Origin of the sequence: Acidovorax sp. 22279, from assembly GCF_052045435.1 — a bacterium.
GTDB lineage: Bacteria > Pseudomonadota > Gammaproteobacteria > Burkholderiales > Burkholderiaceae_C > Acidovorax > Acidovorax delafieldii.
On sequence record NZ_JBQEOV010000001.1, the window covers coordinates 577,305 to 600,850 of the forward strand.

The following is a 23,546-nucleotide window of genomic DNA, read 5'->3' on the forward strand; positions in this document are numbered from 1 at the left end:
CTCTAGCGCATGCAGCCGTTTTTATTCAAATTTTTCTCTGCGGGGCCTCAGGCGGCCGGTGCGGCAATGGTCTGGTCGATGGCGCCGAAGATGCTGGCGCCGTCCTTGCCCTTGACCTCGATGCGGATGGTGTCGCCAAACTTCATGAAGTCGGTGCTGGGCTTGCCGTCCTGGATGGTTTCGATGCAGCGCTTTTCGGCGATGCAGCTGTAGCCCTTGGGCCACTCCATGCGGCCGTTCTGCTCCACGCCCTTGTTGCTGACGGTGCCGCTGCCCACGATGGAGCCGGCGCGCACGTTGCGCGTCTTGGCGATGTGGGCAATGAGCTGGCCGAAGTGGAAGGTCATTTCAGGACCCGCGTCGCACATGCCGACCTTGCGGCCGTTCCAGGTGGACTGCACGGTGAGGTTGACGCGGCCGTGGTCCCAGGCGTCGCCCAGCTCGTCCAGTGTGACGGCGACGGGGCCGAAAGCGGTAGCGGGCTTGCTCTGGAAGAAACCGAAACCCTTGGCCAGCTCGGCCGGGATCAGGTTGCGCAGGCTTACGTCGTTGGCAATCATCACCAGGCGGATGCCGTCCAGCGCCTGGTCGGCGGTGGTGCCCATCTTCACGTCGCCGGTGATGACGGCGATCTCGGCCTCGAAGTCGATGCCCATGGCTTCGCTGGGCACCACGACATCGTCGCAGGGGCCGATGAAGTCGTCGCTGCCGCCCTGGTACATCAGGGGGTCGGTGTAGAAGCTTTCGGGCACTTCGGAGTTGCGCGCTTTTCGCACCAGTTCAACGTGGTTGATGTAGGCCGAGCCGTCGGCCCACTGGTACGCGCGGGGCAACGGGGCCATGCACTGGGCGGGGTCAAACGGAAAGGCGTGGCGCGCGCGGCCGCTGTTGAGCTGGTCGTACAGGTCCTGCAGCTGGGGCGAGATGAAGCCCCAGTCGTCCAGCACCTGCTGCATCTTGCTGGCAATGCCGGTCGCATAATGGGCCGTTCCCAGGTCGCGGGAGACGACAACCAGTTGGCCGTCGCGCGAGCCGTCTTTGTAGGTAGCGAGTTTCATGGTGGCAGGACCTTTGTCTCAAGGGGTTGAAGGTTTCACCCAACACGAATTACGCTTGGGTAAATTGATTTAACTAAACAAAACTCGCAAATTTTAGTGCACATGGACAAAGAACGTGCAGGAATTCAATCGGTCGAGGTGGGTTTTGCCCTGCTGGAGGGGCTGACGCGCTCGCGCGGACCGCTGATGCTCAAGGATGTGGCGGCTTCGGCGGGCATGAGCGCGGCCAAGGCGCACCGGTATCTGGTGAGCTTTCAGCGCCTGGGCCTGGTCACGCAAGACCCCCGCACCGCGCGCTATGACCTGGGCCCGGCCGCTCTCAAGCTGGGGCTGGCCTCGCTGACGCGGCTCGATGGCGTGCGCCTGGCCCGCGAACGCATGCCCGCGCTGATGGAAACCATCGGCCACACGCTGGCGCTGGCCGTGTGGGGCAACCACGGCCCCACCATCGTGCACTGGGAGGAATCGCCCCAGGCCGTCACCGCCAACCTGCGCCTGGGCGACGTGATGCCGCTGCTGTCGTCGGCCACAGGGCGGTGTTTTGCGGCCTTCATGTCGCCCGAGGTGGTGGCGCCGCTGCTGAAAGAGGAGCTGGCCCGCGCCGTGAAGATGCGCCGCACCGACCTGCCCGCCACCATGGCCGAAGTGAACGCACTGCTGGCCGAGGTGCGCGAGCGCGGCGCCGCCCGCGTGGTGGACACGCTGCTGCCGGGCATCGTCGCCTTCTGCGCGCCGGTTTTCGATGCCGACGGTCACCTGGAGCTGGGCATCACCACGCTGGGATCCATCGCCACCTTTGACCCCGAATGGGGCGGCGCCATTGATGCGCCGCTGCGCGCGGCCGCAGCCCAGCTGTCCAGCGACCTGGGCGCAGGCAGCGCCTGACGGTCCCGTACCCGCACACACAAGCAGCGAGCAGATGCCACGGCGCGCGCTGGTTTTCATCACGGCCCTGGTGCTGGCCCTGCACTGGCTGGTGCTCAGCGGCGTGCCCCTGGCCTGGGACAGCCCTGCACAGCCGTCCAGCCAGGTGTTCAGCACGCGCAGCATCGCGCCCGCACCGCCCCCACCAGCCGTTGCGCCCTCCGGCGTGACCGCCGCGCCCGTCGCCGTACCGCAGCCCCCGGCCCGTAAAAAGGCGCCCTCCCCCAAGCGCCCCCCAGCCCCTGTCGCCGCAGACCGTCCCGAGCCTCTACTGGCGGCCGCCCCTGTCACGGAAGCCGGCGCGCCTGCGGACCCTGGTGCCGCAACCACCGTGGCTAGCGCAACCCCTGAGACGCCTGCCAACGACGCCGCCCCGGCACCCGCGCCTGCGGCATCGGCACCGGCCGCCCCCCCAGAGCCCACGGCTGAAGACGCCCAGCCCGGCACGGGCGTGGACATCCGCCCGCCCGGAGGCACCGGCCGCAGTGCCAGCGCCCCACCGCCGCCCGTGCGCATGCCTGCCCCCACGCGCCTCGCGTTTGACGTAAGCGGCCAGGCCAAAAAGTTCGCCTACAGCGCCCGGGCCGAACTGCTGTGGCAGCACGACGGCAATCGCTACGAGGCGCGCCAGGAGATCAGCGCCTTTCTGGTAGGCACCCGCACGCAGCGCAGCGTGGGCACGGTCACGGAGCAAGGACTGCTGCCCGAGAAGTTCTCCGACAAATCCCGCAGCGAGCAGGCCGCGCATTTTGACTACGACAAGGGCCGCGTCACCTTCAGCGCCAACACGCCCGACGCGGCGGCAGGGCCGGGCGTACAGGACCGCCTGAGCCTGTTCATCCAGCTGGGCGCCCTACTGGCCGCAGACCCCAGCCGCTTTGTGCCCGGCACCCAGATTACGCTGACCACGGTGAGCGCCCGCAGCGCCGACCGCTGGACCTTCACCGTGGAAGGCCCCGAAACCCTGGACCTGCCCGCCGGGCCCACGCCCGCCCTCAAGCTGCTGCGCCTGCCGCGCAAGGACTACGACCAGAAGGCCGAACTCTGGGTGGCGCCGGGACTGGGTTATCTGCCCGTTCGCATCAAGCTCACCCAGGCCAACGGCGATTTCGCCGACCTGCTGCTGCGCGCCAGCAGCCCCCCTTGAGAACCTGTTCAAAGCACTGCCTCCGACGGCTCGCGCCGCACGGAGTGTTGCGCCCATACGCCATCCGGGCAAAAAAGCCCCGCGAACCCGGCGTGCTCCGTTTTTCATGAAATACTGCAACGCAGCAGGGGACAAAAGCCGTGGTTTACCTAAGAACCTGTTCAAAGGCCCTTGAACTCTGCGCACCCGCTGTCATCTGACATCTATATCGACAAGGGGAACACGATGCACATGCTCTACGACTCAGAATCCTTCGTGGTGGTCCATATGCTGCCCGATGCCGTGGAGAAAAAGAGCGCCCAGGTGCTCAACGACACCGCCCCCGCCGTTCCCCAGCTTGCGCGCCATGGTTTTGAAATCGTGGACAAGCGCTCCGGCAAAGAGGTCTACCTGGACGGTTCCTGGGCCGAGATGTTCCAGGAACAGATCTTGGCCTGGCAGCGCGACACGCCCACCCAGGAAGAAGTGGAAGACGCACTGGACCGCTACGCGGGCCTGGCGCAGAACCCGGTGGTGGTGCACTGACACCACGACAAAGGCCGGTGCGTTAGCTCAGCCCACCGAGCCTTCGTGTGCGCTGGGCGGATAAATCCGCCGGTACAGCGGGTCCACCAGCATCAGCACCGCAATCAGCCGGCACACCTGGAACGCCGTCACCACGGGCACCCCCAGCTGCAGCACCTTGGCCGTGATGGCCATCTCGGTGATGCCGCCGGGCGAAGTGCCCAGCAGCAAGGTGACCCAGGGCAGCCCCGTTGCCCAGGCCAGGGCAGCGGCAAACAGTGCGCACACGCCCATCAGCGCCACCGTGCCCAGCGCCACCGACGCCAGCCAACGCGGCGCAGTGTGCAAGAACTCCGCGCGAAACCGCACGCCCAGGCTCACCCCAATCACGAGCTGCGCTGCGTTGACCATGCCCTGGGGCACCGCCGATAGGCTCTGGCCTGCCATGGTCAGGCCCATGGACACCAGCATCGCCCCCATGAACCAGGGGTTGGCGCGGCCCAGCCGGTCCATCAGCAACGCCCCCGCACCGGTCAGCAGCGCCATCAGCGCCAGCCCCGACCAGTTCACCACCCGCAGCGTGGGCGGCAGGATATCGAGGCCGTGCAGGCCGCTGAACTGCAGCGCGAACGGAATGGTCACCGTAACGATCAGCAGCCGCAAGCTGTGGCTGGCGGCCACCAGGTCAGTGCGTGCGTTTTCGCGCTCGGACAACAAGGTCATCTCGGACGCCGCCCCAATCGCGCCGGCAAAGTAGCTGGTGGCGCGCAGCATCGGTGCAGGAACACCGTGCATGCGGGGCGCATGCACCCGGTAAAGCCAGGCACCAAACAGCCAGCCCAGGAACAGCGCCCACGCAATGCCCAGCACGATGGCCCACCACAGGCCGCCGATCAGCGCGACCACCTGGGGCGTGAAATACAGGCCTAGCGCGGCGCCAATCGTCCATTGCCCGGCGTTGCGCAGCGGGCCCCAGCTTTCGGTGGGGCCGCCGGCCATCGACACGACAGAAGTAGCCAGCAGTGGGCCGATCATCCAGGGCAGCGGGGTCTGCAGGGCCACACAGGCAGCGGCAGCGGCCCACGCCAAGGCCAGGGTGGCCAGGGTGCGAACAATAAAGAGGGGGCGCATACGGAAAACGGCAGGCAGGCAAGCAAACAGGCGCGGCGGGGCGCGCGCGCAACCCCGCAGTATCGCGCGAGCCGTTGGCCCTGCAGCCGCCAAGGCGCTGCCCAGACGGAACGGCTGGCATCGCCACCGGGCAACGGCCGCTTGGCACCGGGCGCCAAGCAGTCCCTGGGGGCAGCAGGCGCCTAAATTTCAGCCCTAGCGGCCTCTTGCGCCAGTCGAATATGTGCTTACAGCTATATTTTTGATAGCAATCAGATCGCACCCCGCCGCGCAGCCATCTCCTGCCCCATCGCCGCAAGGGACGCGGGCGGCAGCAAAGCGGCAGCAGCAGGGTAGGCCACGCCTTCTTCGGCGGCGATGTGGGCGTCATACCGCATGGCAAAACGGTCCAGCGCGGCCTCGTCCTGGGGCGTGAAGCCGGTGGCGCTTTCATCCAGCAACGCTTGCAGCCCGGCCCGGGCCGCTGCCCAGTCGGTGGTCATGGCCACGTGGTCGTGCTGCAGGCGCGTGACCAGCGCCCGGACCTCGGGCGTGGCCTGGGCGAGCAGCAGGGGGAACACATGCAGTTCTTCGTCCTGGTGGTGCAGCGGTGCTGCGATGTCGAAATAACGCAGCACATCCCGCGCGGCCTGGCGGGCATCGTTGTCAACGCCCTGCTTTCGCACATGCTCACGCAAGCGGCCCAGCAAACCCAGCGTGCGTTGCACGCGCTCGTGGCAGGCCTCCAGCATGGCAAAAGGCTGCTCAAAGCCCACGGCCGGTGCGCTGAAGCCGGGCAGATGCCTTGGCGCGGCAGCAGATACGGGTGCGGATGCGGATGCGGACGCAGGTACGGACGCCTGTGCCATGGCAGGCCTCAGCCAAACCGCACAGGGTGGCCCTGGCGGTCAAACGGAATGAACGCCCCATGCGCCCCACCCTTGATCGCATCCACCATGCGCTGCAAGGGCGCCTCGGCATCGGCGCTGCTGGGCGCCTGGTTCAGCGTGCCGGACATCGCCGCCGCAAACACGATGGCCCAGTCGTGGCCCGGGGCGGTGAACTGGCGGGCCTCGGTCACCAGTGTGTCGAACGATGCCAGTTCCTGCGGCGTCTTGTCCACACACATCAGAGGCACCAGGGCACCGCCCTGCCCGGCCTCGAAGCGTGCGCGCTGCGCCGGGGTGGCGTCGTCGGGCAGCTCCACCGCCGCGAAGACGAACAGCAGGCGCTGCGGCTCGGGTTGCATGCATGCGGCCTGCAGCAGGTCGTCAAAACTGGAAATATCCATGAAAAGGTCTCGCAATCAATGAAAGGTGGGGGCCACCAGCGCGCTTCAAAATCCAGGCACCACGCCCCGCTTGGCATCCAGCGTGCTTACATAGGCGCCTGCCGCAGGGCGTGCGCGCACCGCCTTGCGCGACAACACGGTGCCGATGCTGATGAAACACAGGGCCTGCTCGGAAGCCGCCAGCTGAAACAAGGCCCGCAGGCTCGGCGCCTTCAGCGCCTTGCCGCTGGTCAGTGCCGAACCGTAGCCTTGCGCGGTGGCCATCAGCAGCATGTTCTGCACGGCACAGCCGGCAGAGACGGTGCGCTCGGCCAGATCAATCTCGGCGTCGCCCCGCTCGGCATCCACCACTGCCAACAGCAACACCGGGGAGCGGTACGCCTTCTCGCGTGCCTGCTCGGCCTGCTCGGGGGTGGCGGCAGAGTCGCGCTCCAGCAGGGCCTGCGCAAACACATCGGCCAGCGGCGGACGCGCGGCCTGCGGCACCAGGATGAAGCGCCAGGGCAGCAGCTGGCCATGGTCTGGCGCGTGGGCTGCGGCCTGGAGGATCTGCGCCAGCTCGGCCGCATTGGGGCCGGGCCCGCCCAGGCGCTTGGGCAGAATGGTCTGGCGTGACTGGATCAACGCCGCCGCCAGCCCGGCCACATCGTCAGGCGCACTGGCCCGCGCTGCAGCAGGCTGCGCGCGAGACGAAGGGTTCAACGGCCAGGGAATGACAGACATGGGGAATCCTTCCAATGCTTACCGTGTGTGCCGGGAAGGCCGATGCGGGCCCCGACCGTTCATCCACAGCTCCCCAGGTGCCCACACTGCGTGCAGTAGTCGCAGCCGTCCTTGCGGATGACCGCATGGGCGCCACATTCGCTGCACTTCTTGCCCGCCATGGCCTGGGGCACGGCCACGGGCAGCGGGGCGGGCTCGTCCAGCGGCAGTTGCTGCTGCACCGGGTCGGCCACGCGGCGCGCCAGGATGTTCTGGATGGCATAGGCCATGGCCGCCACCTCGGAGTCGTGCCACATGGGCACCAGCGTGCCGTCGTCCTTGCGGTGGGTGCCCAGGCGCACCGGGCCGCGGTCCCAGGCGACTTTGCGCATGTCCGACAGCGCCCGCTCCAGAAAACCGCCGCGCGCTGCGAGCGACAGCATGCGCATGCTGGACGTGATCCACTGCTGCGACTCGCCGCTCTGGCCCACCGGCATGAAGAACTCGATGGCGCGGTCCACCGTACCGTTGCCCACGCCCGTGGGCACGGGCAGGAAGGACACGATGAGGTACAGGGTCTTGTGGCCTTCCTGCGTCCAGTATTCAAGCTTCTCAGCCACCGCCGAAAGGCCCCCTTGCGGACGGCTTTCGATCACGGTGCGCATGGGGTCCACCGGGGGTGCGGGTGGCGCCACAGGCGCCGCAGCGGGCGCGGGCGCAGGTTCCGCATGGGTTTCGAGCACCGAACCCAGAATGCTGTTGGGCCGGTAGGTGGCCAGGCCCTTGAGCTTGGCGCGCCAGGCCTGCAGGTACAGGTCCTTGAACCCTTCGTAGGGGTAGTCCGCGGGAATGTTCACGGTCTTGGAGATGGCCGTGTCCACAAAAGGCTGCACGGCTTCCATCATGGCGATGTGGCCTTCGGCCGGCATGGCCAGGGCCGAGACGAAGTAGTCTGGCAACGCCTCCACATCCCCGCCCAGCTCGCGGTACAGGCGCCAGGCATGGTCTTCCACCGCGTATTCGGTGGTGCTGCCGTCGGACTCGCGCTTCTTGCGCTTGTACATCCACGAGAACGGCGGCTCGATGCCATTGGAGGCATTGTCGGCAAAGGCCAGGCTCACGGTGCCCGTGGGCGCGATGGACAACAGGTGGCTGTTGCGGATGCCGTGCTGGTGGATCGCGGCCTTGAGCGATTCGGGCAGCCGGCTCGCAAACGTGCCTTCCGCCAGGTAGCCCCGCGCATCGAACTTTGGAAACGCACCTTTCTCGCGCGCCAGATCCACCGACGCGGCGTACGCGGCGTCGCGCATGCACTCGGCAATGCGTGCCGCCATCGTGCGGCCCTCGGGCAAGTCGTAGCGCAGGCACAGCATGGCCAGCGTGTTGCCCATGCCGGTGAAGCCCACGCCAATGCGGCGCTTGGCCATGGCCTCGTCGCGCTGCTGCGGCAGCGGCCAGTAGGTCACATCGAGCACGTTGTCGAGTGCGCGCACCTGCAGTGCCACGGCTTGGGTGAATGCGTCAAAGTCAAACGCGGCCACGCCCCCAAAGCCAAAGGGGTGCCGCACAAAGCGGGTGAGGATGATGGGGCCCAGGTCACAGCAGCCATAGGACGGCAGCGGCTGCTCTCCGCAGGGGTTGGTCGCCGCAATGTCTTCGCAGTAATGCAGGTTGTTGTCTTCGTTGATGCGCCCCAGGAACAGGATGCCAGGCTCGGCAAAGTCGTAGGCCGACTTCATGATCGTGTCCCACAGCTCGCGTGCGGCCACGGTGGCGTAGACCCACAGGCCATCGGCGCGCTGGCGAGCGCCCTGGGCCAGCAGTGCGGTGCCGGGGCGGGCCTTGTGCACCAGCTCCCACGGTGCGTTGTTCTGCACGGCCTGGATGAACTCGTCCGACACACCCACCGACACATTGAAATTGTTCCAGCGGCCTGGCGTGCGCTTGGCGGTGATGAACTCGTGCACATCCGGGTGGTCGATGCGCAGCACGCCCATCTGCGCACCCCGGCGTGCGCCAGCGCTCTCCACGGTGGAGCAGGACTGGTCGAACACGTTCATGTAGCTGCACGGCCCCGATGCCATGGAGGCGGTGGCCTTCACCTGTGCGCCCTTGGGACGGATGCGAGAGAAATCGTAGCCCACGCCCCCGCCACGGCGCATGGTCTCGGCCGCCTCACGCAGCGCTTCGTAGATGCCCGGAAAGCCTTCGTCATCCACGCCCTGGATGCAGTCACCCACGGGCTGCACAAAGCAGTTGATGAGGGTGGCCTGGATGTCAGTGCCCGCTGCGCTCATGATGCGGCCTGCGCCGATGGCGCCCGCCTTCAGGTTGGCGAGGAACAGGGCCTCGTACTTTTCGCGCAGCTCGGGTTTTTCGACCGAGGCCAGGGACCGTGCCACGCGCTGGTACAGCTCGTCGGCCGTGGTTTCGCCGGGTTTGAGGTATTTCTCCCGCAGCACATCCAGGCTGATGGGCTGCAGGGACGAGGTGGGGTTGAGTGGGGGCTGGGGTTCGCGTTTCATGGGGGCCGATGATTTGGGTTTCAGGCTGAAACGGGGTTGCGTTCCGTCAAGGAGCGCTCATTCCACTCCGAATGCAGCGCCATGGCAAGTCAGTGGCCGCTCACTCGTCCACCAGCACCTGCCCATCATGCTCCACATAGGGCTGGTAGGGGCCGGTGCCGCTGTGGTCCGACTGCGAAGCGGGCACAAATCCACCGGTCTGGACGTCGAACACATGCACTTCGCCGTCCTCGATCACATAGTGCCAACCGTGCAGGCTGATCTGGCCCGACTGCACCCGGCTGCGCACCATGGGGTACTCCATGAGGCGCTCCAGCTGCAGCACCACTGCGCGCTGTTCAGTGCGGCGCAATACCTCGGGACCCGGCTGCATGGGCAACAGTGCCTCGCGCCCCAGGTCCAGCCAGCGGTTGAGGTTGGGGGCCTCGGGCGACACCTCACCATACATCGCCTTGATGGCCCCACAGTGACTGTGGCCGCACACCACGATGCGGCGCACCTGCAGGTTGAGCACCGCGAACTCGATGGCCGCCGTGGTGCCATGGTGGCCATGCGACCCGTCGTACGGCGGGATGAACGCCCCCACATTGCGCACCAGAAACAGCTCGCCCGGCCCCGCACCAGTCAGCAGATAGGGCACCAGGCGGGAGTCGGAACACCCGATGAACAAGGTGGTGGGATGCTGCCCTTCGTCCACCAGCGCCTGGAACTGCTGGCGATACTGGGGGAAAGCGTCGTCATGGAAGCGGCGCAAGCGGTCCAGCAACTCGTCGGGCATGGGCAGGCAATCAGATAACGGTGGTGTGTGGAGCAACTACTGTACGAGCGGTGTGTCGGCCGCGTCCAGCGCCACCCCTTCGACCACGGCGGCGCCCGCCAGCAGCTGCAAATATTGGCGCAGCGCATTCACCCAGGCCTGCTGGCGCAGGGTGAGCGCAACGGCTTGGCGCACCTCTTCGAACGAGGGCTGTTGCCCCGGGTCACGCGCCACCACCTCCACCACATGCAGACCAAAGCGGCTGTGCACCAGGCGTGCCAGCACGCCGATCTCGGCGCCGCCAAACACCTCGCGCGCGAACTCGGGGGCGCAGTCGGCGCGGGTCAGCCAGCCCAGGTCACCGCCCTGCTGACCACTGGGGCAGTTGGACCACTGGGCGGCGGCCTTGGCGAACTGTGCACCGCCATCGTCGGCGCAGCGCAGTTCAATCAGCAAGGCCTCGGCCCGCAGGCGCAGCTGCTTCACATCCACGCCCGGTGTCACCGCAAACAGCACATGGCGCAGTTGCGCACGCTCCCCCTGGGCATGGGCCGCAGGGTGGGCCTCGTGGTAGCGGCGGCAGGCTTCTTCTGAAGGATCAGGGAGGTCCAGCTCGCGCTCCAGCAACTGCTCAATGGCATCGGAGGCCTGGACGCTGATGGCCCCCTCGACGCCCGGCACATCGCTCGCGGGCAGCAGACCCGCTTGTTGCGCCGCCTGGCGCAGCAACTCGGTGCACGCACGCTGACGCAGGGCCTCTTCGTCCAGCGACTCGTGCGGGGCATTGAGGGCCACGCCATTGACGCGTGCCACCTCGGCTGCCACCAAGCCCCTGCCCCCCAAGGCGCCGGCTTGTGGTGCCAGGGTGGCTTGCAGAGGCACATCGTCCATCGTTGCGACCAGGGCCTCGTAGGCCGCAGCCTGCGTCGGGGTCAGCGTGCTGGCAGGTGCTGCCGCCACGCCGCTGTCAGTGGAGCCGCATCCGCAGCTCCCGGTTCCACATCCGCTCATGGTGTGCTCCTTGATAGTCGGTGGATTTCAGGCGCGGCGGTCTTGCGACTGCATGTGGCCTGGGGGCAGGTTCAAGCGGCGCGCACGCACCACCTGGTAGGGGCGCAGCACATAGGCCAGCGTGCCAAAGCCACTCCACACATGCACCAGACGGGTGAAGGGGAAGACCAGGAAGATGCTCATGCCCAGGAACATGTGGGCCTTGAAGATCCAGCCCGCCTCGGCCAGCAGCTCGACGCCGCCGCTGCGGAAGGTCACCACGCGCTGACCCCACTCGGCCAGCTTCATCATCATGGAGCCATCCAGATGCTGCGCCGACAGCGGAATGGTGGCCAGGCCCAGTGCCAGTTGCAGCCACAGCAGCACCAGAATCAGGATGTCGCTGGTCTTGGACGTGGCGCGGATGCGAGGGTCCGACAGGCGGCGGTGCAGCAGGATGGACAGGCCGATGAAGCCCAGCGTGCCCGCGAGGCCTCCCGTCACCATGGCCATGAGCTGCTTGGCGCCCGCACTCATGAAATGCTCGTACACAAAGTGCGGCGTGAGCATGCCCACCGTGTGGCCGAAGAACAGGAACAGCACGCCGATGTGGAACAGGTTGCTGCCCCAGCGCAGGCTTCCAGTGCGCAGCAGCTGCGACGAGTCACTCTTCCAGGTGTACTGGTCACGGTCAAACCGCGCCCAACTGCCGATGAAGAACACGGCCAGGCAAATGTAGGGATAGATGCCAAACAACAGGGTGTCAAGCCAGGTGGTCATACGGAGACTCCTTCGGGTGCCCGCTCGGCGCGGGGGGTACGAACAAAATGCAGAGGTTGTGGCTGGTCCGGCTTGGACTGGCCCTGGGTGCTGCAACCGCCAAACGCCTCGGGCTCGGCCCAGACCTCGTCCATCGGCGGCTCGGGGGTCAGCGCTACCGACTGCACGCGCTGGCCCGACACTTCGAGCACCGCAGCAATCACGCTGGCATAGGGGCTGTTGCGCGCCACCAGCGCACTGAACAGCGCGTTCAGGATGTGGGCCATCTCGCCCAAGAACTCCTTGGCCACTTCCACAGGCTGGGTGGAGGCGAACTCCAGCACCACCGGCAGGTGGTCGGGCAGCTCCTCTGCCTGGAACTGCAGGCCTGCCTTCTCGTAGGTCTGCAACAGGTCGATAAGCGCCGGGCCCCGGTCGCGCGAGTCGCCGTGCACATGCTCGAACAGGTGCAGCGAGGTCTGGCGGCCGCGATCAAAGTTGTCCACGTAGCGGGCTTCGGCTTCCAGCGGGTCGAGTGCAGCCAGGTGCTCGCACACCGCCTTCAACTCCTCCATGCGCTCGGCCGTCAGGGCTTGCTCGGCCTGCAGAGCGTCGATGAGCTGCGGCATCACGCTGCGCAGCTGAGCATCGGGGTAGCTCAGCAGGTAGCCCAGGGCGCGCAGGGTCAGGCGCACGGAGGTCGGGTTCTTCTTGAACATGGTGATTCCTTCCGTGTCGCTCAAACAGTCGCTTTGATGGGAATGGTCCGCGGCTTCTTGCCACCGAACATACTGGTCTCGGTGGCGCCGTCGGAGCAACCGTTGCCAAACGAGAAGCCGCAGCCGCCCCGGATGTCGAACGCGTTTTCTGCGTACTCGCGGTGGGCCGATGGGATGACGAAGCGGTCCTCGTAATTGGCAATCGCCATCACGTGGTACATCTCCTCCACCTCCGCCATCGACAGGCCGGCCTGCTTGAGCACCGACAGGTTCTGGCGCTGCTCCACATGCTTGTCGCGCTGGTAGGTGCGCATGGCCAGCATGCGCTCCAGCGCCCGCACCACGGGCCCGGTGTCACCGGCGGTGAGCAGGTTGGCCAGGTACTGTACGGGGATGCGCAGCTGCGACACGTCGGGGATCTCGCCATTCACGCCCACGTGGCCGGCATTGGCAGCGGCCGTGATGGGCGACAGGGGCGGTACATACCAGACCATGGGCAGCGTGCGGTACTCGGGGTGCAGCGGCAGGGCCACCTTCCAGTCCACTGCCATCTTGTAGACGGGGCTGTTGCGGGCGGCGTCCATCCAGCTGTCCGGGATGCCGTCGATGCGGGCCTGCTTGATGACATCGGGGTCGTTCGGGTTCAGGAAGATGTCGAGCTGGGCCTGGTACAGGTCGCGGTCGCGCTCCACGCTGGCGGCTTCCTGGATGCGGTCTGCGTCATACAGCAGCACACCCAGGTAGCGGATGCGGCCCACGCAGGTTTCCGAGCACACGGTCGGCTGGCCCGCTTCGATGCGGGGATAGCAGAAGATGCACTTCTCGGCCTTGCCCGATTGCCAGTTGTAGTAGATCTTCTTGTAGGGGCAGCCCGAGACGCACATGCGCCAGCCACGGCACTTGTCCTGGTCGATCAGCACGATGCCATCTTCTTCGCGCTTGTAGATCGAGCCGCTGGGGCACGATGCCACACACGCCGGGTTCAGGCAGTGCTCGCACAGGCGCGGAAGGTACATCATGAAGGTGTTTTCGAACTGGCCGTAGATGTCCTTTTGCACATCGTCGAAGTTCTTGTCCTTGCTGCGCTTGCTGAACTCGCCGCCCAGGATTTCTTCCCAGTTCGGGCCCCACTCGATCTTCTCCATGCGCTTGCCGGTGATCAAGCTGCGCGGGCGGGCCGTGGGTGCGGCCTTGGTTTCAGGCGCGGACTGCAGGTGGTCGTAGTCGAACGTGAAGGGCTCGTAGTAGTCGTCGATCTGCGGCAGGTTGGGGTTGGCGAAGATGCGCATGAGCAGCTTCCACTTGCCGCCCTGGCGGGGCGCGATGGAGCCGTCGGGGCTGCGCACCCAGCCGCCATTCCACTTGTCCTGGTTTTCCCATTCCTTGGGGTAGCCGATGCCGGGCTTGGTCTCGACGTTGTTGAACCAGGCGTATTCCACCCCGGGGCGGCTGGTCCAGACGTTCTTGCAGGTGACGGAACAGGTGTGGCAACCAATGCACTTGTCCAGGTTCAGCACCATGCCGATTTGTGCGCGAATTTTCATCGTGTTTCTCCTTGGCTTCAGGCGTGGGCTGCGGTGCTGGACACAGGCTCATCGTCGAGCCAGTCCACGCGGTCCATCTTGCGCACCAGCACGAACTCGTCGCGGTTGGTGCCGATGGTTCCGTAGTAGTTGAAGCCGTAGCTGTACTGTGCGTAGCCGCCAATCATGTGGGTGGGCTTGAGCACGATGCGTGTGACCGAGTTGTGGATACCGCCGCGCGTGCCGGTGATCTCGGAACCGGGGGTGTTGATGATCTTCTCTTGCGAGTGGTACATCATCACCATGCCGGGGTTTACACGCTGGCTCACCACCGCACGGGCTGCAATGGCACCGTTGGCGTTGAAGAGTTCGACCCAGTCGTTGTCCACGATGCCCGCAACCTTGGCGTCGTCTTCGCTCAGCCACACCACGGAGCCACCCCGGTTGAGCGTGAGCATCATCAGGTTGTCGCTGTACGTGCTGTGGATGCCCCACTTCTGGTGCGGCGTGATGAAGTTCAGCGCGATCTCGCGGTTGCCGTTGGGCTTCTTGCCCTCGACTTCTTCCAGCGTCTTGAGGTGCACCGGTGGGCGGTAGCTCACAAAGCCTTCGCCGAAGTCACGCATCCACGGGTGGTCCTGGTAGAACTGCTGGCGGCCCGTGAGCGTGCGCCATGGGATGTACTCGTGCACGTTGGTGTAGCCCGCGTTGTAGCTGACCTTCTCACTTTCCAGGCCCGACCAGGTGGGCGAGCTGATGATCTTGCGCGGCTGCGCCTGGATGTCGCGGAAGCGGATCTTCTCGTCCTCGCGGTGCAGCGCCAGGTGCACGTGGTCGCGCCCGGTCTGCTTGCCCAGGGCCTCCCAGGCCTTGCAGGCCACGTGGCCGTTGGTTTCGGGGGCCAGCATCATCACCACTTCGGTGGCGTCGATGTCGGTCACGATGCGGGGCATGCCCTGTGTCACGCCCTCTTCCTTGACGCGGCCGTTTAGGTCACCCAGCTGGCCCACCTCGGTCTGCGTGTTCCAGCCAATGCCCTTGCCGCCGTTGCCCACCTTCTCCATCAGCGGGCCCAGCGCGGTAAAGCGTTTGTAGAGGTTGGGGTAGTCGCGCTCGACCACCGTGACCTGCGGCGCGGTCTTGCCGGGGATGAGTTCGCACTCGCCCCGCTTCCAGTCGCGCACACCATAGGGCTGTGCCATTTCGCCGGCCGTGTCGTGCATGATGGGTGTGAGCACCACGTCCTTTTCGACGCCCAGATGGCCCACGCTGACCTCGCTCACGGCCTTGGCGAAACCCTTGTAGATCTCCCAGTCGCTCTTGGCCTGCCAGGCCGGGTCCACCGCTGTCGACAGCGGATGGATGAAGGGGTGCATGTCGCTGGTGTTGAGGTCGTTCTTCTCGTACCAGGTGGCCGTGGGCAAGACGATGTCGGAGTACAGGCAGGTCGTGCTCATGCGGAAGTCGAGCGTGACCAGCAGGTCCAGCTTGCCTTCGGGCGCGTTGGTGTGCCACTGCACTTCCTCGGGCTTGGCTTCGTCCTTGCCCAGGTCCTTGCCCTGCACGCCGTGGGTGGTGCCCAGCAGGTGCTTGAGGAAGTATTCATGCCCCTTGCCCGACGATCCCAAAATGTTGGAGCGCCACACAAACATGTTGCGCGGCCAGTTGGCAGGGTGGTCCGGGTCTTCGCAGCTCATCTGCAGGCTGCCGTCTTTCAGTGACTGGACCACGTAGTCCTTGGCGTCCATGCCCTTCGCCGCAGCATCCTTGGCCACCTGCATCGGGTTGGTCTTGAGCTGGGGCGCCGAAGGCAGCCAGCCCATGCGCTCGGCCCGCACGTTGTAGTCGATCTGCGCACCGTGGTAGGCCTTCTTGTCGGCCAGCGGCGAGAGGACCTCTTCCATGCCCAGCTTCTCGTAGCGCCACTGGTCGGTGTGGGCGTAGAAGAAGCTCGTGCTGTTCATCTGGCGGGGGGGGCGGATCCAGTCCAGCGCAAAGGCCAGCGCCGTCCAGCCGGTCTGTGGGCGCAGCTTTTCCTGGCCCACATAGTGCGCCCAGCCGCCACCGCTCTGACCGATACAGCCGCACAGCATCAGCATGTTGATGATGCCCCGGTAGTTCATGTCGCTGTGGTACCAGTGGTTCATGGCCGCACCGATGATGACCATGGACTTGCCGTGGGTCTTGTGCGCGTTGTCGGCAAACTGGCGGGCCACGGTGATGATCTGATCGCGCGGCACACCGGTGATCTTTTCTTGCCAGGCGGGCGTGTAGGGGCGGTCGCTGTCGTAGGTGACGCCCTGCTCTTCGCCGGGCAGACCCCGGTCAATGCCGTAGTTGCCAGCCAGCAGGTCGAACACGGTGGCCACCATCACCCGGCCCTGGGCTTCGTGCCCGGCCAGCTCCAGGTGGGACACCGGCACGCGGCGCACCATCACGTCGCCGCCTTGTTCGTTGGCCGTGAAGTTGGGCGTTGCCACACCGCCGAAATACGGAAAGGCCACATCAGCCACGTCGTGGGCCTGCGCGCCATCCTCAATCACCGACAGCTTGAGCTTGACGGTATTCGCCGTGCGTGCGTCCTTGTTTTCCAGGTTCCACAGGCCCTGGTCGGCACGCCCGTCGGCGCCCCAGCGGAAGCCGATGGAGCCATTGGGCAGCGTGACCTGGCCCAGTTCGTCGTAGCCCACCGTCTTCCAGTCGGGGTTGTTGGACTGGTCGAGCTTGTTCGGAAAGTCGCTGGCGCGCACATAGCGGTCGGGCACCATCACCGTGCGGCCATCGGGCAGCGTCTTTTCCTTGAGCACCACCAGGAGCGGCAGGTCGGTGTAGCGGCGTGCGTAGTCATCAAAGTACGCCGAGCGGCCCTTGCCGCCGTCCTTGAAGTAGAACTCCTTCAGGATCACATGGCCCATGGCCATCGCCACGGCAGCGTCGGTGCCCTGCTTGGGATGCATCCACAGATCGCCCAGCTTGGCGACTTCGGAGTAGTCGGGCGTGATGGACACCACCTTGGTGCCCTTGTAGCGCACCTCGGTCAAAAAGTGCGCATCGGGCGTGCGCGTCTGGGGCACATTGGAGCCCCAGGCAATGATGTACGAGCTGTTGTACCAGTCGGCCGACTCGGGCACGTCGGTCTGCTCGCCCCAGGTCTGCGGGCTGCTGGGGGGCAGGTCGCAGTACCAGTCGTAAAAGCTCATGCACACGCCGCCGATGAGGCTGAGGTAGCGGCTGCCTGCGGCGTACGAAATCATCGACATCGCCGGGATGGGAGAGAAGCCGATGATGCGGTCCGGGCCGTGCTTCTTGATGGTGTACACGTTGGCCGCAGCGATCATCTGGTTGACTTCTTCCCAGGTGCTGCGCACAAAGCCGCCCAGGCCGCGCTGCTTTTGCCATTCGCGCTTGGAGGCATCGTTCTCGACAATGCTGGCCCAGGCGTCCACCGGGCTCTTGGCCAGAGCGATGGCGGCGCGCCAGTGTTTGAGCAGGCGGCCGCGCACCATGGGGTACTTCACGCGGTTGGCGCTGTACAGGTACCAGCTGTAGCTGGCGCCGCGTGCGCAGCCACGGGGTTCGTGGTTGGGCAGGTCGGGCCGGGTGCGGGGGTAGTCGGTCTGCTGGGTTTCCCAGGTGACGATGCCGCCCTTGACGTAGATCTTCCACGAGCAGGAGCCCGTGCAGTTCACGCCGTGGGTGCTGCGTACGATCTTGTCGTGCGCCCAGCGGTCGCGGTAGGCGTCTTCCCAGGTGCGGTCTTCACCGTTGGTTTCGCCGTGGCCCTGGGCAAAGGTCTCACGGGGCTGCGAGAAGTACGAAAGGCGGTCGAGGAAATGGCTCATCGGGGGCTCCTTGTTCTGTTCTGTTCAGGGGTCATCAGCAAGGCATGGCGGCGTTCTTGCGCGCGTAGTGCCACCAGGTGATCACGATGCAAACGAGGTAGAAGGCGAAGAACGTCCACAGCGCGGCATGGGGGCTGCCGGTCAGCGCAATGGAGCTGCCATAGCTCTTGGGAATGAAGAACCCGCCGTAGGCCGCCATGGCGGCCGTGAAGCCCAGCGTGGCGGCGCCCAGGGTGTTGCCTTCCTTGTTGGCCTGGGCCACGGCTGCAGTGTTGCGGGGGTCCACACCGCGCATGGCTTCGGTCAGGAAGATCACGGGGATCATGCGGAAGGTGGAGCCATTGCCGATGCCGGTGGTGAGGAACAGCACCAGGAAGCACACGAAGAAGCCTGCAAACTGACCTTCATTGCCTGCGGATGGCAGAAACACCGTGACGCCCACCACGGCAATCGCCATGACGATGAAGTTCCACAGCGTGACGCGCGCGCCGCCGAGCTTGTCGGCCAGCCACCCGCCAAACGGCCGGACCACCGCGCCCACCAGCGGCCCCAGCCATGCGTAGGCCAGGGGGTTGATGTTAGGAAACTGGCTCTTGATGAGCAGCGGGAAGCCTGCGGCATAGCCGATGAACGACCCGAAGGTGCCGAGGTACAGCACACACATCAGCCAGTTGTGCTTGCGCTTGAAGATGGCGGCCTGCGCAGCGAACGAGGCACGCGCATCGGCAATGTCGTTCATGCCGAACCAGGCGGCCAGCGCCGTCAGCGCAATCCATGGCACCCAGATGAAGGCGGCGTTCTGGGTCCACACCTGCGCGGTCTGGCCGTTCTTCACAATGGTCTGAGCATCACCGCCAAAGACCCCAAAGATACCGGCCGTCACGACCAGAGGGCTGAGGAACTGCACCACCGACACGCCCAGGTTACCGAGGCCCGCATTCACACCCAGCGCGGAGCCCTTGCGCTCCTTCGGAAAGAAGAAGCTGATGTTGGCCATGCTGGAGCTGAAGTTGCCGCCGCCCAGGCCACACAGCAGCGCGAGGATGAGCATGGTGGGGTAGGCCGTGGTGTTGTCCTGCACCGCAAAGCCGATGCCGATGGCCGGGATCAGCAGCGAGGCGGTGGAGATCGCCGTCCAGCGGCGGCCACCGACCAGCGGCACCATGAACGAGTAGAAGATGCGCAGCGTGGCGCCCGAGAGCGCGGGTGCCGCCGCCAGCCAGAACAGCTGGTTGGTCGAATACTTGAAGCCCAGGCCCGGCAGGCTCACGGCGACCACGCTCCAGACCTGCCAGATGGCAAAGGCCAGGAACAGCGCGGGCACCGAGATCCACAGGTTGAGCTTGGCGATGGCTTCGCCTTCGCGCTCCCAGAACGATTTGTCCTCCGGGGCCCAGAGGGTGAGCAGACGCCCCTGGCGCCCGCTGGTGGTAGTGGCAGACATGGTGAGTTTTCCTTGAAAGATCAACGGGTGGCTGGTTGCGCAACAGCACCCTGCGAACCCATGAGACGGGTGTTGCGCACTTCGGTGAAGTACATCCAGATGAGCGAGACCCACACCACGCCGTACATCAGCATGAAAGCGCTGGAGCGGATGCCGGTAAGGTCCATCAGCGCACCGAACAGGATCGGCAGCACGAACCCGCCCAGGCCACCAGCCAGACCCACGATGCCGCTGATGGCGCCGATGTTGTGGGGGTAGTCGTCGCTGATGTACTTGAAGACACTGGCCTTGCCGAAGGCCCAGCAAATGCCCAGCAGAAACATGAGACCGGTGAACAGGTACACGTTCAGGCCGATGTGGAAGGTCTTGGGGCCGTTGACGGTGACGATGGTGAAATCGGTCTGGGGGTAGCTCAGCAGGAACAGGCAGATCCAGCTCACCCACATCACCCACCAGGTCACGCTGTGGGCGCCGTACTTGTCGGACAGCATGCCTCCAATGGCGCGCAGCACACCGCCGGGCAGCGAGAAGCACGCGGCCAGCAGTGCCGCCACGCGGATATCCAGGCCAAACTCGCCCACGTAGTACTGCACCATCCACAGCGACAGCGCCACATAGCCGCCAAACACGATGCTGTAGTACTGGCAGTACTTGAGGACCTTGGGGTCCTTGAGCGCCTTGAGCTGGTCGGTGAACTTGACGTTGCTGGGCACTAGGTGGGCCGGGTCGCTGTAGCTGAACAACCAGAACAGCACCAGCGTTCCGAGCATGATGGCCGCATACACCTGCGGCACCATGGTCCAGCCGAAGGCCACCAGCAGCACCGGCGCCACGAACTTGTTCACGGCTGCACCCGAGTTACCCGCGCCATACACACCCATGGCCGTGCCCTGGCGATGCTTGGGGAACCAGCGCGCCACATAGGGCGTGCCCACTGAGAACGAGCCCCCCGCCAAGCCCACGAACAGGCCGATCGTCAGGAAGTGCCAGTACTCCGTGGCATAGCTCATGAGCCAGATGGCAGGCACGGTGGTAGCCATGACGGCCGCCATCACGATGCGGCCACCGAACTTGTCGGTCCAGATGCCCAGGGGCACCCGCACCAGCGAGCCCGTGAGCACGGGCATGGACATCAGCAGCCCGAACTGCGTGGAGTTCAGGTTCAGCATCTTCTTTATGGGGATGCCGATGACGCCAAACATCATCCACACCATGAAGCAGACCGTGAAGGCGAAGGTGCTGACGATCAGCACCGACCAAGCCTGGCGAGTGCGCTGCGGGCTGTCGCCCGGGGTCAGGGTTGCGTTGGCCATTGCGCGATTCCTCTCTTTTTGCATGAGAGGAATGGTCGCGTTTGTGGCGACCTTTGCACATCCTTCACTAGAGGGTGTGCGGCGCGGCAGAGGGACTATTTACCCTGGGCGGAGCATCGTCCGAAAGAACTATGGCGCAAGCGTTGTGGGTAATAGCACCCGCACCACACCAGCCCGACGCGCCCGGAGCGTGCGCGGGCCAGCGCTATTCGGCGCGCTGCCGGTCTGACGCGTAGACGGCCGCCTGAACGCGTGAACTCAGGCCCAGCTTGCGCAGGATGTGCTGCACATGGATCTTGACCGTGGTCTCGGCGATATCGAGCGTGCGCGCGATTTCCTTGTTGCTGGCACCGCGCGCGATCTCGCGCAGCACGTCTTCCTCTCGCGGTGACAGGGGTGTGAAGCCGCTGGCGGCGCCTGCAGCGACCGCAGCGGCATCGGCGGGTAAGGGCGCGGCGGGCGCTATCTCGGGCACACCCTGCGACTGGAACGCCGCCACCAGCTTGCCCATGAGTTCGGGGCTTACCACGGGCTCGCCCCGGGCGGCACGGCGAATGGCCTGGGCCAACAGGTCGCCGTCGATGGTCTTGAGCAGGTAGCCCTGCGCGCCGTTGCGCAGCGCGGTGGCCAGGTCCTGCGCGTCCTCGCTCACGGTGAGCATGAGCACGCGCGAGGCGGGCGAGACTTCGCGCAGGCCCTGGATGGCATCCACGCCCATCACCCCCGGCAGGTGGTTGTCGAGCAGGATCACCTGCGGCTGCAGCTGGGGCGCAAGCCGCAGGGCCTGCGCGGCATCCCCCGCCTCGCCCACCACGGACAGGCCCTCATACTGGCTCAGCAGCGCGATCAGTCCGCGACGGAACAGCGTGTGGTCGTCCACCACCAGCAGCGTGACCGGCGGTGTCGTCGGCGCTGACGCGGGGGGGGTGGCAACGGGCGATACGGAGGTCGTCATGGCATGGTGGCTTGTTGGGGGGCTACGGCGTATATCGAACCCGCTGAATGGGTGAATGCGGCGGGCTGGTGAGGCTGGGTGGGTGCGACCGAGGGAAGCTCGATGCACACGCGGGTGCCCTGCCCCGGAGCGGACTCCACCTGGACCACCGCGCCAATGCGCTGGGCCCGCTCGCGCATGATGCCCAGGCCTACATGCAGCGAGTCCGGTGGCACGGAGGCCACCTCAAAGCCAGTGCCGTTGTCCTGCACCTCAAAGCGCCAGCGTGGATGGCGGTGCACCAGCACATCCACCCGCGTGGCGCCCGAATGTTTGCGCACGTTCGACAATGCCTCCTGCACCATGTGCAGCACCTGGATCTGCACGTCCTGCGCCAGCGGCAAGCCGTGGCCCACCATGCCCAGCGTGGTGGCCATGCCGGTCTGGTGCTCAAACTTGGACAAGGTGGCGCGCAGCGCTGACTCGATGTCTTCCTCGCTGGTTCGGGTGCGGAAGTGCACCAGCAGCTCGCGCACATCGGAATAACACTCGCGCACCCCCACATCCAGCTCGCCGATGCTGCGGTCGCGCTTGGCCTCATCGCCGCGCGCCACGGCATCGCGCAGCAGCTGGGTCTGGATCTTGAGGAAGGCCAGCGACTGGGCGATGGAGTCGTGCAGCTCCCGCGCCAGCAGGCTGCGCTCCTCTGCCACCGCCGCCTCGCGCTCCAGCGCGGTGGCACGCAGGCCCTCCATGGCACTGGCCAGGTGGCGCGTCATGGCTTCGAGCAGGTCGCGCAGTTCATCGGTCAGCTCCACTGGCGAGCGGAAGAACAGATCCACCTCGCCCAGCAGGCGCTGCAGCATCTGCACCGGGATGGTGACCATGGTCTGGAACCCCGCCTCGCGGCAATGGGGCAAGGCAACGGTCGTGGACGGTGTGATGGGAATGACCCGCGTGCGCGCCTGGGCCTGCGGCTGGCCGCACAGGCAGGTGCCCGTGTGCAGGCAATGTTCGCCCTCGGCCATGGTGCGCGGCAGGCCGTCGCCCGCCAGCAGCACGTAGCGTTCGTTGGCCTCATTGGACCAGCGCACGGCGGCTGCGTCGGCCCCCGCCACGCGGCGGATCTGCTGCACAAAACCCTGGGCCAGCAGCTCCAGGCTGCCCGCCGTGCTGGCCAGCGCGCTCACCTCATACAACGCGGCCAGGCGCTGGTTCTGCACAGCGATGCTGGCGGTCTTTTCGCGCACCTTGTGCTCCAGCTCGTCGTGCGATGCCTGCAGTGCATGCGCCATGAGGTTGAAGCCCGCCGACAGCTGACCGAACTCGTCATCCGTATCCACCGGCAGCCGCGTGCCCAGCTCGCCCTGGCGCAGCCGGGCCTGGGCCTGCTGCAGACGTGCCACGGGATTGATGACCAGCAGATAGCTCACGGCCATGAAGGTGACGGCAGCCACGATGGCCAGCGCCATCATGAACAGCTGGAACAGGTGCAGCGCGGCAGTCCAGCCCGCGATCTGGATCTCGATGGCGTCCACAAAACCATCGACCTGCTGCACAAAGGCATCGGCCTCCGCCAGGTTCCGAGCGCGGTCCGGGGGCGATGCGCTGACCCACCCGGTGCGGGCCTCAGCCCACCGGGCGCGGATGCCATCGAACCGCGTACGTGTCTCATCGCTCCACGGCACAAACAGCGGGCGCGACGGATCGCCCGTGCGCAGCAACTCCAGGCTGGCGTCGAACTGGCGGGCGCGTTCTTGCACGGCCTCGGGTGGCTCGGTCTGCAGCACCAGCACCATGCGCAGCATGTTCATGCGCAGGCGGCCCGCCTCGTTGACCGCCGCTGCGCCGCCCTCAAGCTTCCAGGTCACCCACAGGGTCAGGCCGATGGACGCGAGCGCCACCAACAAGAAGCCCGCGCCCATGGCAAGGAGTTTGGTGGAGAGCGTGGGACGTGAGCGCATGGCGCAGTGTAGGGAAGGGGCATCACCACAACCTTGACCT

At 65.9% G+C, this 23,546-nt stretch carries 19 protein-coding genes; 3 read left to right on the top strand and 16 right to left on the bottom strand.

Annotated elements, in window-relative coordinates; translation table 11 throughout:
* Positions 1-47 precede the first annotated feature (47 nt).
* Positions 48-1,058, bottom strand: coding sequence for a fumarylacetoacetate hydrolase family protein (locus ACTJKQ_RS02535; RefSeq protein WP_108499870.1), 1,011 nt, complete (start codon positions 1,056-1,058; stop codon positions 48-50).
* A 102-nt stretch (positions 1,059-1,160) separates the two neighbouring features.
* On the opposite strand from ACTJKQ_RS02535, the gene ACTJKQ_RS02540 reads away from it, so the two are divergent.
* The 3 genes from ACTJKQ_RS02540 to ACTJKQ_RS02550 all read left to right on the top strand — a co-directional run bounded on the left by ACTJKQ_RS02540 (position 1,161) and on the right by ACTJKQ_RS02550 (position 3,654).
* Positions 1,161-1,943 (top strand): IclR family transcriptional regulator, encoded by a 783-nt coding sequence (locus ACTJKQ_RS02540; protein ID WP_056059824.1) that lies wholly within the window; start codon positions 1,161-1,163, stop codon positions 1,941-1,943.
* 34 nt (positions 1,944-1,977) lie between these two features.
* On the top strand, positions 1,978-3,129 hold the full coding sequence (locus ACTJKQ_RS02545; RefSeq protein ID WP_440595903.1) for a DUF3108 domain-containing protein: 1,152 nt from the start codon (positions 1,978-1,980) through the stop codon (positions 3,127-3,129).
* A gap of 225 nt (positions 3,130-3,354) precedes the next feature.
* A complete protein-coding gene (locus ACTJKQ_RS02550; protein WP_055392879.1) occupies positions 3,355-3,654 on the top strand; it encodes a BTH_I0359 family protein in 300 nt (99 codons plus the stop codon).
* Positions 3,655-3,681: 27 nt separating this feature from the next.
* Here the strand turns inward: ACTJKQ_RS02550 and ACTJKQ_RS02555 are convergent, their stop codons facing one another.
* The 15 genes from ACTJKQ_RS02555 to ACTJKQ_RS02625 form a co-directional block, all read right to left on the bottom strand.
* Positions 3,682-4,764, bottom strand: coding sequence for an AbrB family transcriptional regulator (locus tag ACTJKQ_RS02555; protein WP_440595904.1), 1,083 nt, complete (start codon positions 4,762-4,764; stop codon positions 3,682-3,684).
* Between the two features lie 251 nt (positions 4,765-5,015).
* A complete protein-coding gene (locus ACTJKQ_RS02560) occupies positions 5,016-5,495 on the bottom strand; it encodes a hemerythrin domain-containing protein (protein WP_440595932.1) in 480 nt (159 codons plus the stop codon).
* A 125-nt stretch (positions 5,496-5,620) separates the two neighbouring features.
* Positions 5,621-6,034 carry a ribonucleotide reductase subunit alpha gene (locus ACTJKQ_RS02565; RefSeq protein ID WP_440595905.1) on the bottom strand — a complete coding sequence of 138 codons (414 nt, stop codon included), beginning with the start codon at positions 6,032-6,034 and terminating at the stop codon, positions 5,621-5,623.
* Positions 6,035-6,079: 45 nt separating this feature from the next.
* The gene (locus ACTJKQ_RS02570) at positions 6,080-6,757 is read right to left on the bottom strand and encodes a nitroreductase family protein (protein WP_199170848.1); all 678 of its coding nucleotides are present in this window, start codon (positions 6,755-6,757) and stop codon (positions 6,080-6,082) included.
* 59 nt (positions 6,758-6,816) lie between these two features.
* Positions 6,817-9,261, bottom strand: coding sequence for an adenosylcobalamin-dependent ribonucleoside-diphosphate reductase (locus ACTJKQ_RS02575; protein ID WP_440595906.1), 2,445 nt, complete (start codon positions 9,259-9,261; stop codon positions 6,817-6,819).
* 100 nt (positions 9,262-9,361) lie between these two features.
* On the bottom strand, positions 9,362-10,039 hold the full coding sequence (locus ACTJKQ_RS02580; RefSeq protein ID WP_015012284.1) for a carbonic anhydrase: 678 nt from the start codon (positions 10,037-10,039) through the stop codon (positions 9,362-9,364).
* Between the two features lie 36 nt (positions 10,040-10,075).
* Complete coding sequence (locus ACTJKQ_RS02585; RefSeq protein ID WP_440595933.1) at positions 10,076-10,909, bottom strand: peptidylprolyl isomerase; 834 nt, start codon at positions 10,907-10,909, stop codon at positions 10,076-10,078.
* Between the two features lie 147 nt (positions 10,910-11,056).
* Positions 11,057-11,788, bottom strand: coding sequence for a respiratory nitrate reductase subunit gamma (gene narI, locus ACTJKQ_RS02590; protein WP_116748707.1), 732 nt, complete (start codon positions 11,786-11,788; stop codon positions 11,057-11,059).
* Complete coding sequence (narJ, locus tag ACTJKQ_RS02595; protein ID WP_440595907.1) at positions 11,785-12,486, bottom strand: nitrate reductase molybdenum cofactor assembly chaperone; 702 nt, start codon at positions 12,484-12,486, stop codon at positions 11,785-11,787. Before narJ ends, narI begins: the two co-directional genes overlap by 4 nt.
* A 20-nt stretch (positions 12,487-12,506) precedes the next feature.
* Entirely contained in the window at positions 12,507-14,030 is a 1,524-nt protein-coding gene (gene narH / locus ACTJKQ_RS02600) for a nitrate reductase subunit beta (protein ID WP_056745774.1), read from the bottom strand.
* Between the two features lie 17 nt (positions 14,031-14,047).
* A complete protein-coding gene (locus ACTJKQ_RS02605) occupies positions 14,048-17,851 on the bottom strand; it encodes a nitrate reductase subunit alpha (RefSeq protein ID WP_440595908.1) in 3,804 nt (1,267 codons plus the stop codon).
* A gap of 34 nt (positions 17,852-17,885) precedes the next feature.
* A complete protein-coding gene (locus ACTJKQ_RS02610) occupies positions 17,886-19,295 on the bottom strand; it encodes a NarK family nitrate/nitrite MFS transporter (RefSeq protein WP_056745778.1) in 1,410 nt (469 codons plus the stop codon).
* Positions 19,296-19,315: 20 nt separating this feature from the next.
* The gene (locus ACTJKQ_RS02615) at positions 19,316-20,608 is read right to left on the bottom strand and encodes an MFS transporter (RefSeq protein WP_440595909.1); all 1,293 of its coding nucleotides are present in this window, start codon (positions 20,606-20,608) and stop codon (positions 19,316-19,318) included.
* A 205-nt stretch (positions 20,609-20,813) separates the two neighbouring features.
* Positions 20,814-21,563, bottom strand: coding sequence for a response regulator (locus tag ACTJKQ_RS02620; protein ID WP_440595910.1), 750 nt, complete (start codon positions 21,561-21,563; stop codon positions 20,814-20,816).
* Positions 21,560-23,506 (bottom strand): type IV pili methyl-accepting chemotaxis transducer N-terminal domain-containing protein, encoded by a 1,947-nt coding sequence (locus ACTJKQ_RS02625; RefSeq protein WP_440595911.1) that lies wholly within the window; start codon positions 23,504-23,506, stop codon positions 21,560-21,562. The genes ACTJKQ_RS02620 and ACTJKQ_RS02625 overlap by 4 nt, the downstream gene beginning before the upstream one ends.
* Positions 23,507-23,546 lie beyond the last annotated feature (40 nt).

Coding starts and splice junctions, on each gene's coding strand:
- ACTJKQ_RS02535 (WP_108499870.1), bottom strand. CDS start 1,058: ATGAAACTCGCTACCTACAAAGACGGCTCGCGCGACGGCCAACTGGTT.
- ACTJKQ_RS02540 (WP_056059824.1), top strand. CDS start 1,161: ATGGACAAAGAACGTGCAGGAATTCAATCGGTCGAGGTGGGTTTTGCC.
- ACTJKQ_RS02545 (WP_440595903.1), top strand. CDS start 1,978: ATGCCACGGCGCGCGCTGGTTTTCATCACGGCCCTGGTGCTGGCCCTG.
- ACTJKQ_RS02550 (WP_055392879.1), top strand. CDS start 3,355: ATGCACATGCTCTACGACTCAGAATCCTTCGTGGTGGTCCATATGCTG.
- ACTJKQ_RS02555 (WP_440595904.1), bottom strand. CDS start 4,764: ATGCGCCCCCTCTTTATTGTTCGCACCCTGGCCACCCTGGCCTTGGCG.
- ACTJKQ_RS02560 (WP_440595932.1), bottom strand. CDS start 5,495: ATGCTGGAGGCCTGCCACGAGCGCGTGCAACGCACGCTGGGTTTGCTG.
- ACTJKQ_RS02565 (WP_440595905.1), bottom strand. CDS start 6,034: ATGGATATTTCCAGTTTTGACGACCTGCTGCAGGCCGCATGCATGCAA.
- ACTJKQ_RS02570 (WP_199170848.1), bottom strand. CDS start 6,757: ATGTCTGTCATTCCCTGGCCGTTGAACCCTTCGTCTCGCGCGCAGCCT.
- ACTJKQ_RS02575 (WP_440595906.1), bottom strand. CDS start 9,261: ATGAAACGCGAACCCCAGCCCCCACTCAACCCCACCTCGTCCCTGCAG.
- ACTJKQ_RS02580 (WP_015012284.1), bottom strand. CDS start 10,039: ATGCCCGACGAGTTGCTGGACCGCTTGCGCCGCTTCCATGACGACGCT.
- ACTJKQ_RS02585 (WP_440595933.1), bottom strand. CDS start 10,909: ATGGACGATGTGCCTCTGCAAGCCACCCTGGCACCACAAGCCGGCGCC.
- narI (WP_116748707.1), bottom strand. CDS start 11,788: ATGACCACCTGGCTTGACACCCTGTTGTTTGGCATCTATCCCTACATT.
- narJ (WP_440595907.1), bottom strand. CDS start 12,486: ATGTTCAAGAAGAACCCGACCTCCGTGCGCCTGACCCTGCGCGCCCTG.
- narH (WP_056745774.1), bottom strand. CDS start 14,030: ATGAAAATTCGCGCACAAATCGGCATGGTGCTGAACCTGGACAAGTGC.
- ACTJKQ_RS02605 (WP_440595908.1), bottom strand. CDS start 17,851: ATGAGCCATTTCCTCGACCGCCTTTCGTACTTCTCGCAGCCCCGTGAG.
- ACTJKQ_RS02610 (WP_056745778.1), bottom strand. CDS start 19,295: ATGTCTGCCACTACCACCAGCGGGCGCCAGGGGCGTCTGCTCACCCTC.
- ACTJKQ_RS02615 (WP_440595909.1), bottom strand. CDS start 20,608: ATGGCCAACGCAACCCTGACCCCGGGCGACAGCCCGCAGCGCACTCGC.
- ACTJKQ_RS02620 (WP_440595910.1), bottom strand. CDS start 21,563: ATGACGACCTCCGTATCGCCCGTTGCCACCCCCCCCGCGTCAGCGCCG.
- ACTJKQ_RS02625 (WP_440595911.1), bottom strand. CDS start 23,506: ATGCGCTCACGTCCCACGCTCTCCACCAAACTCCTTGCCATGGGCGCG.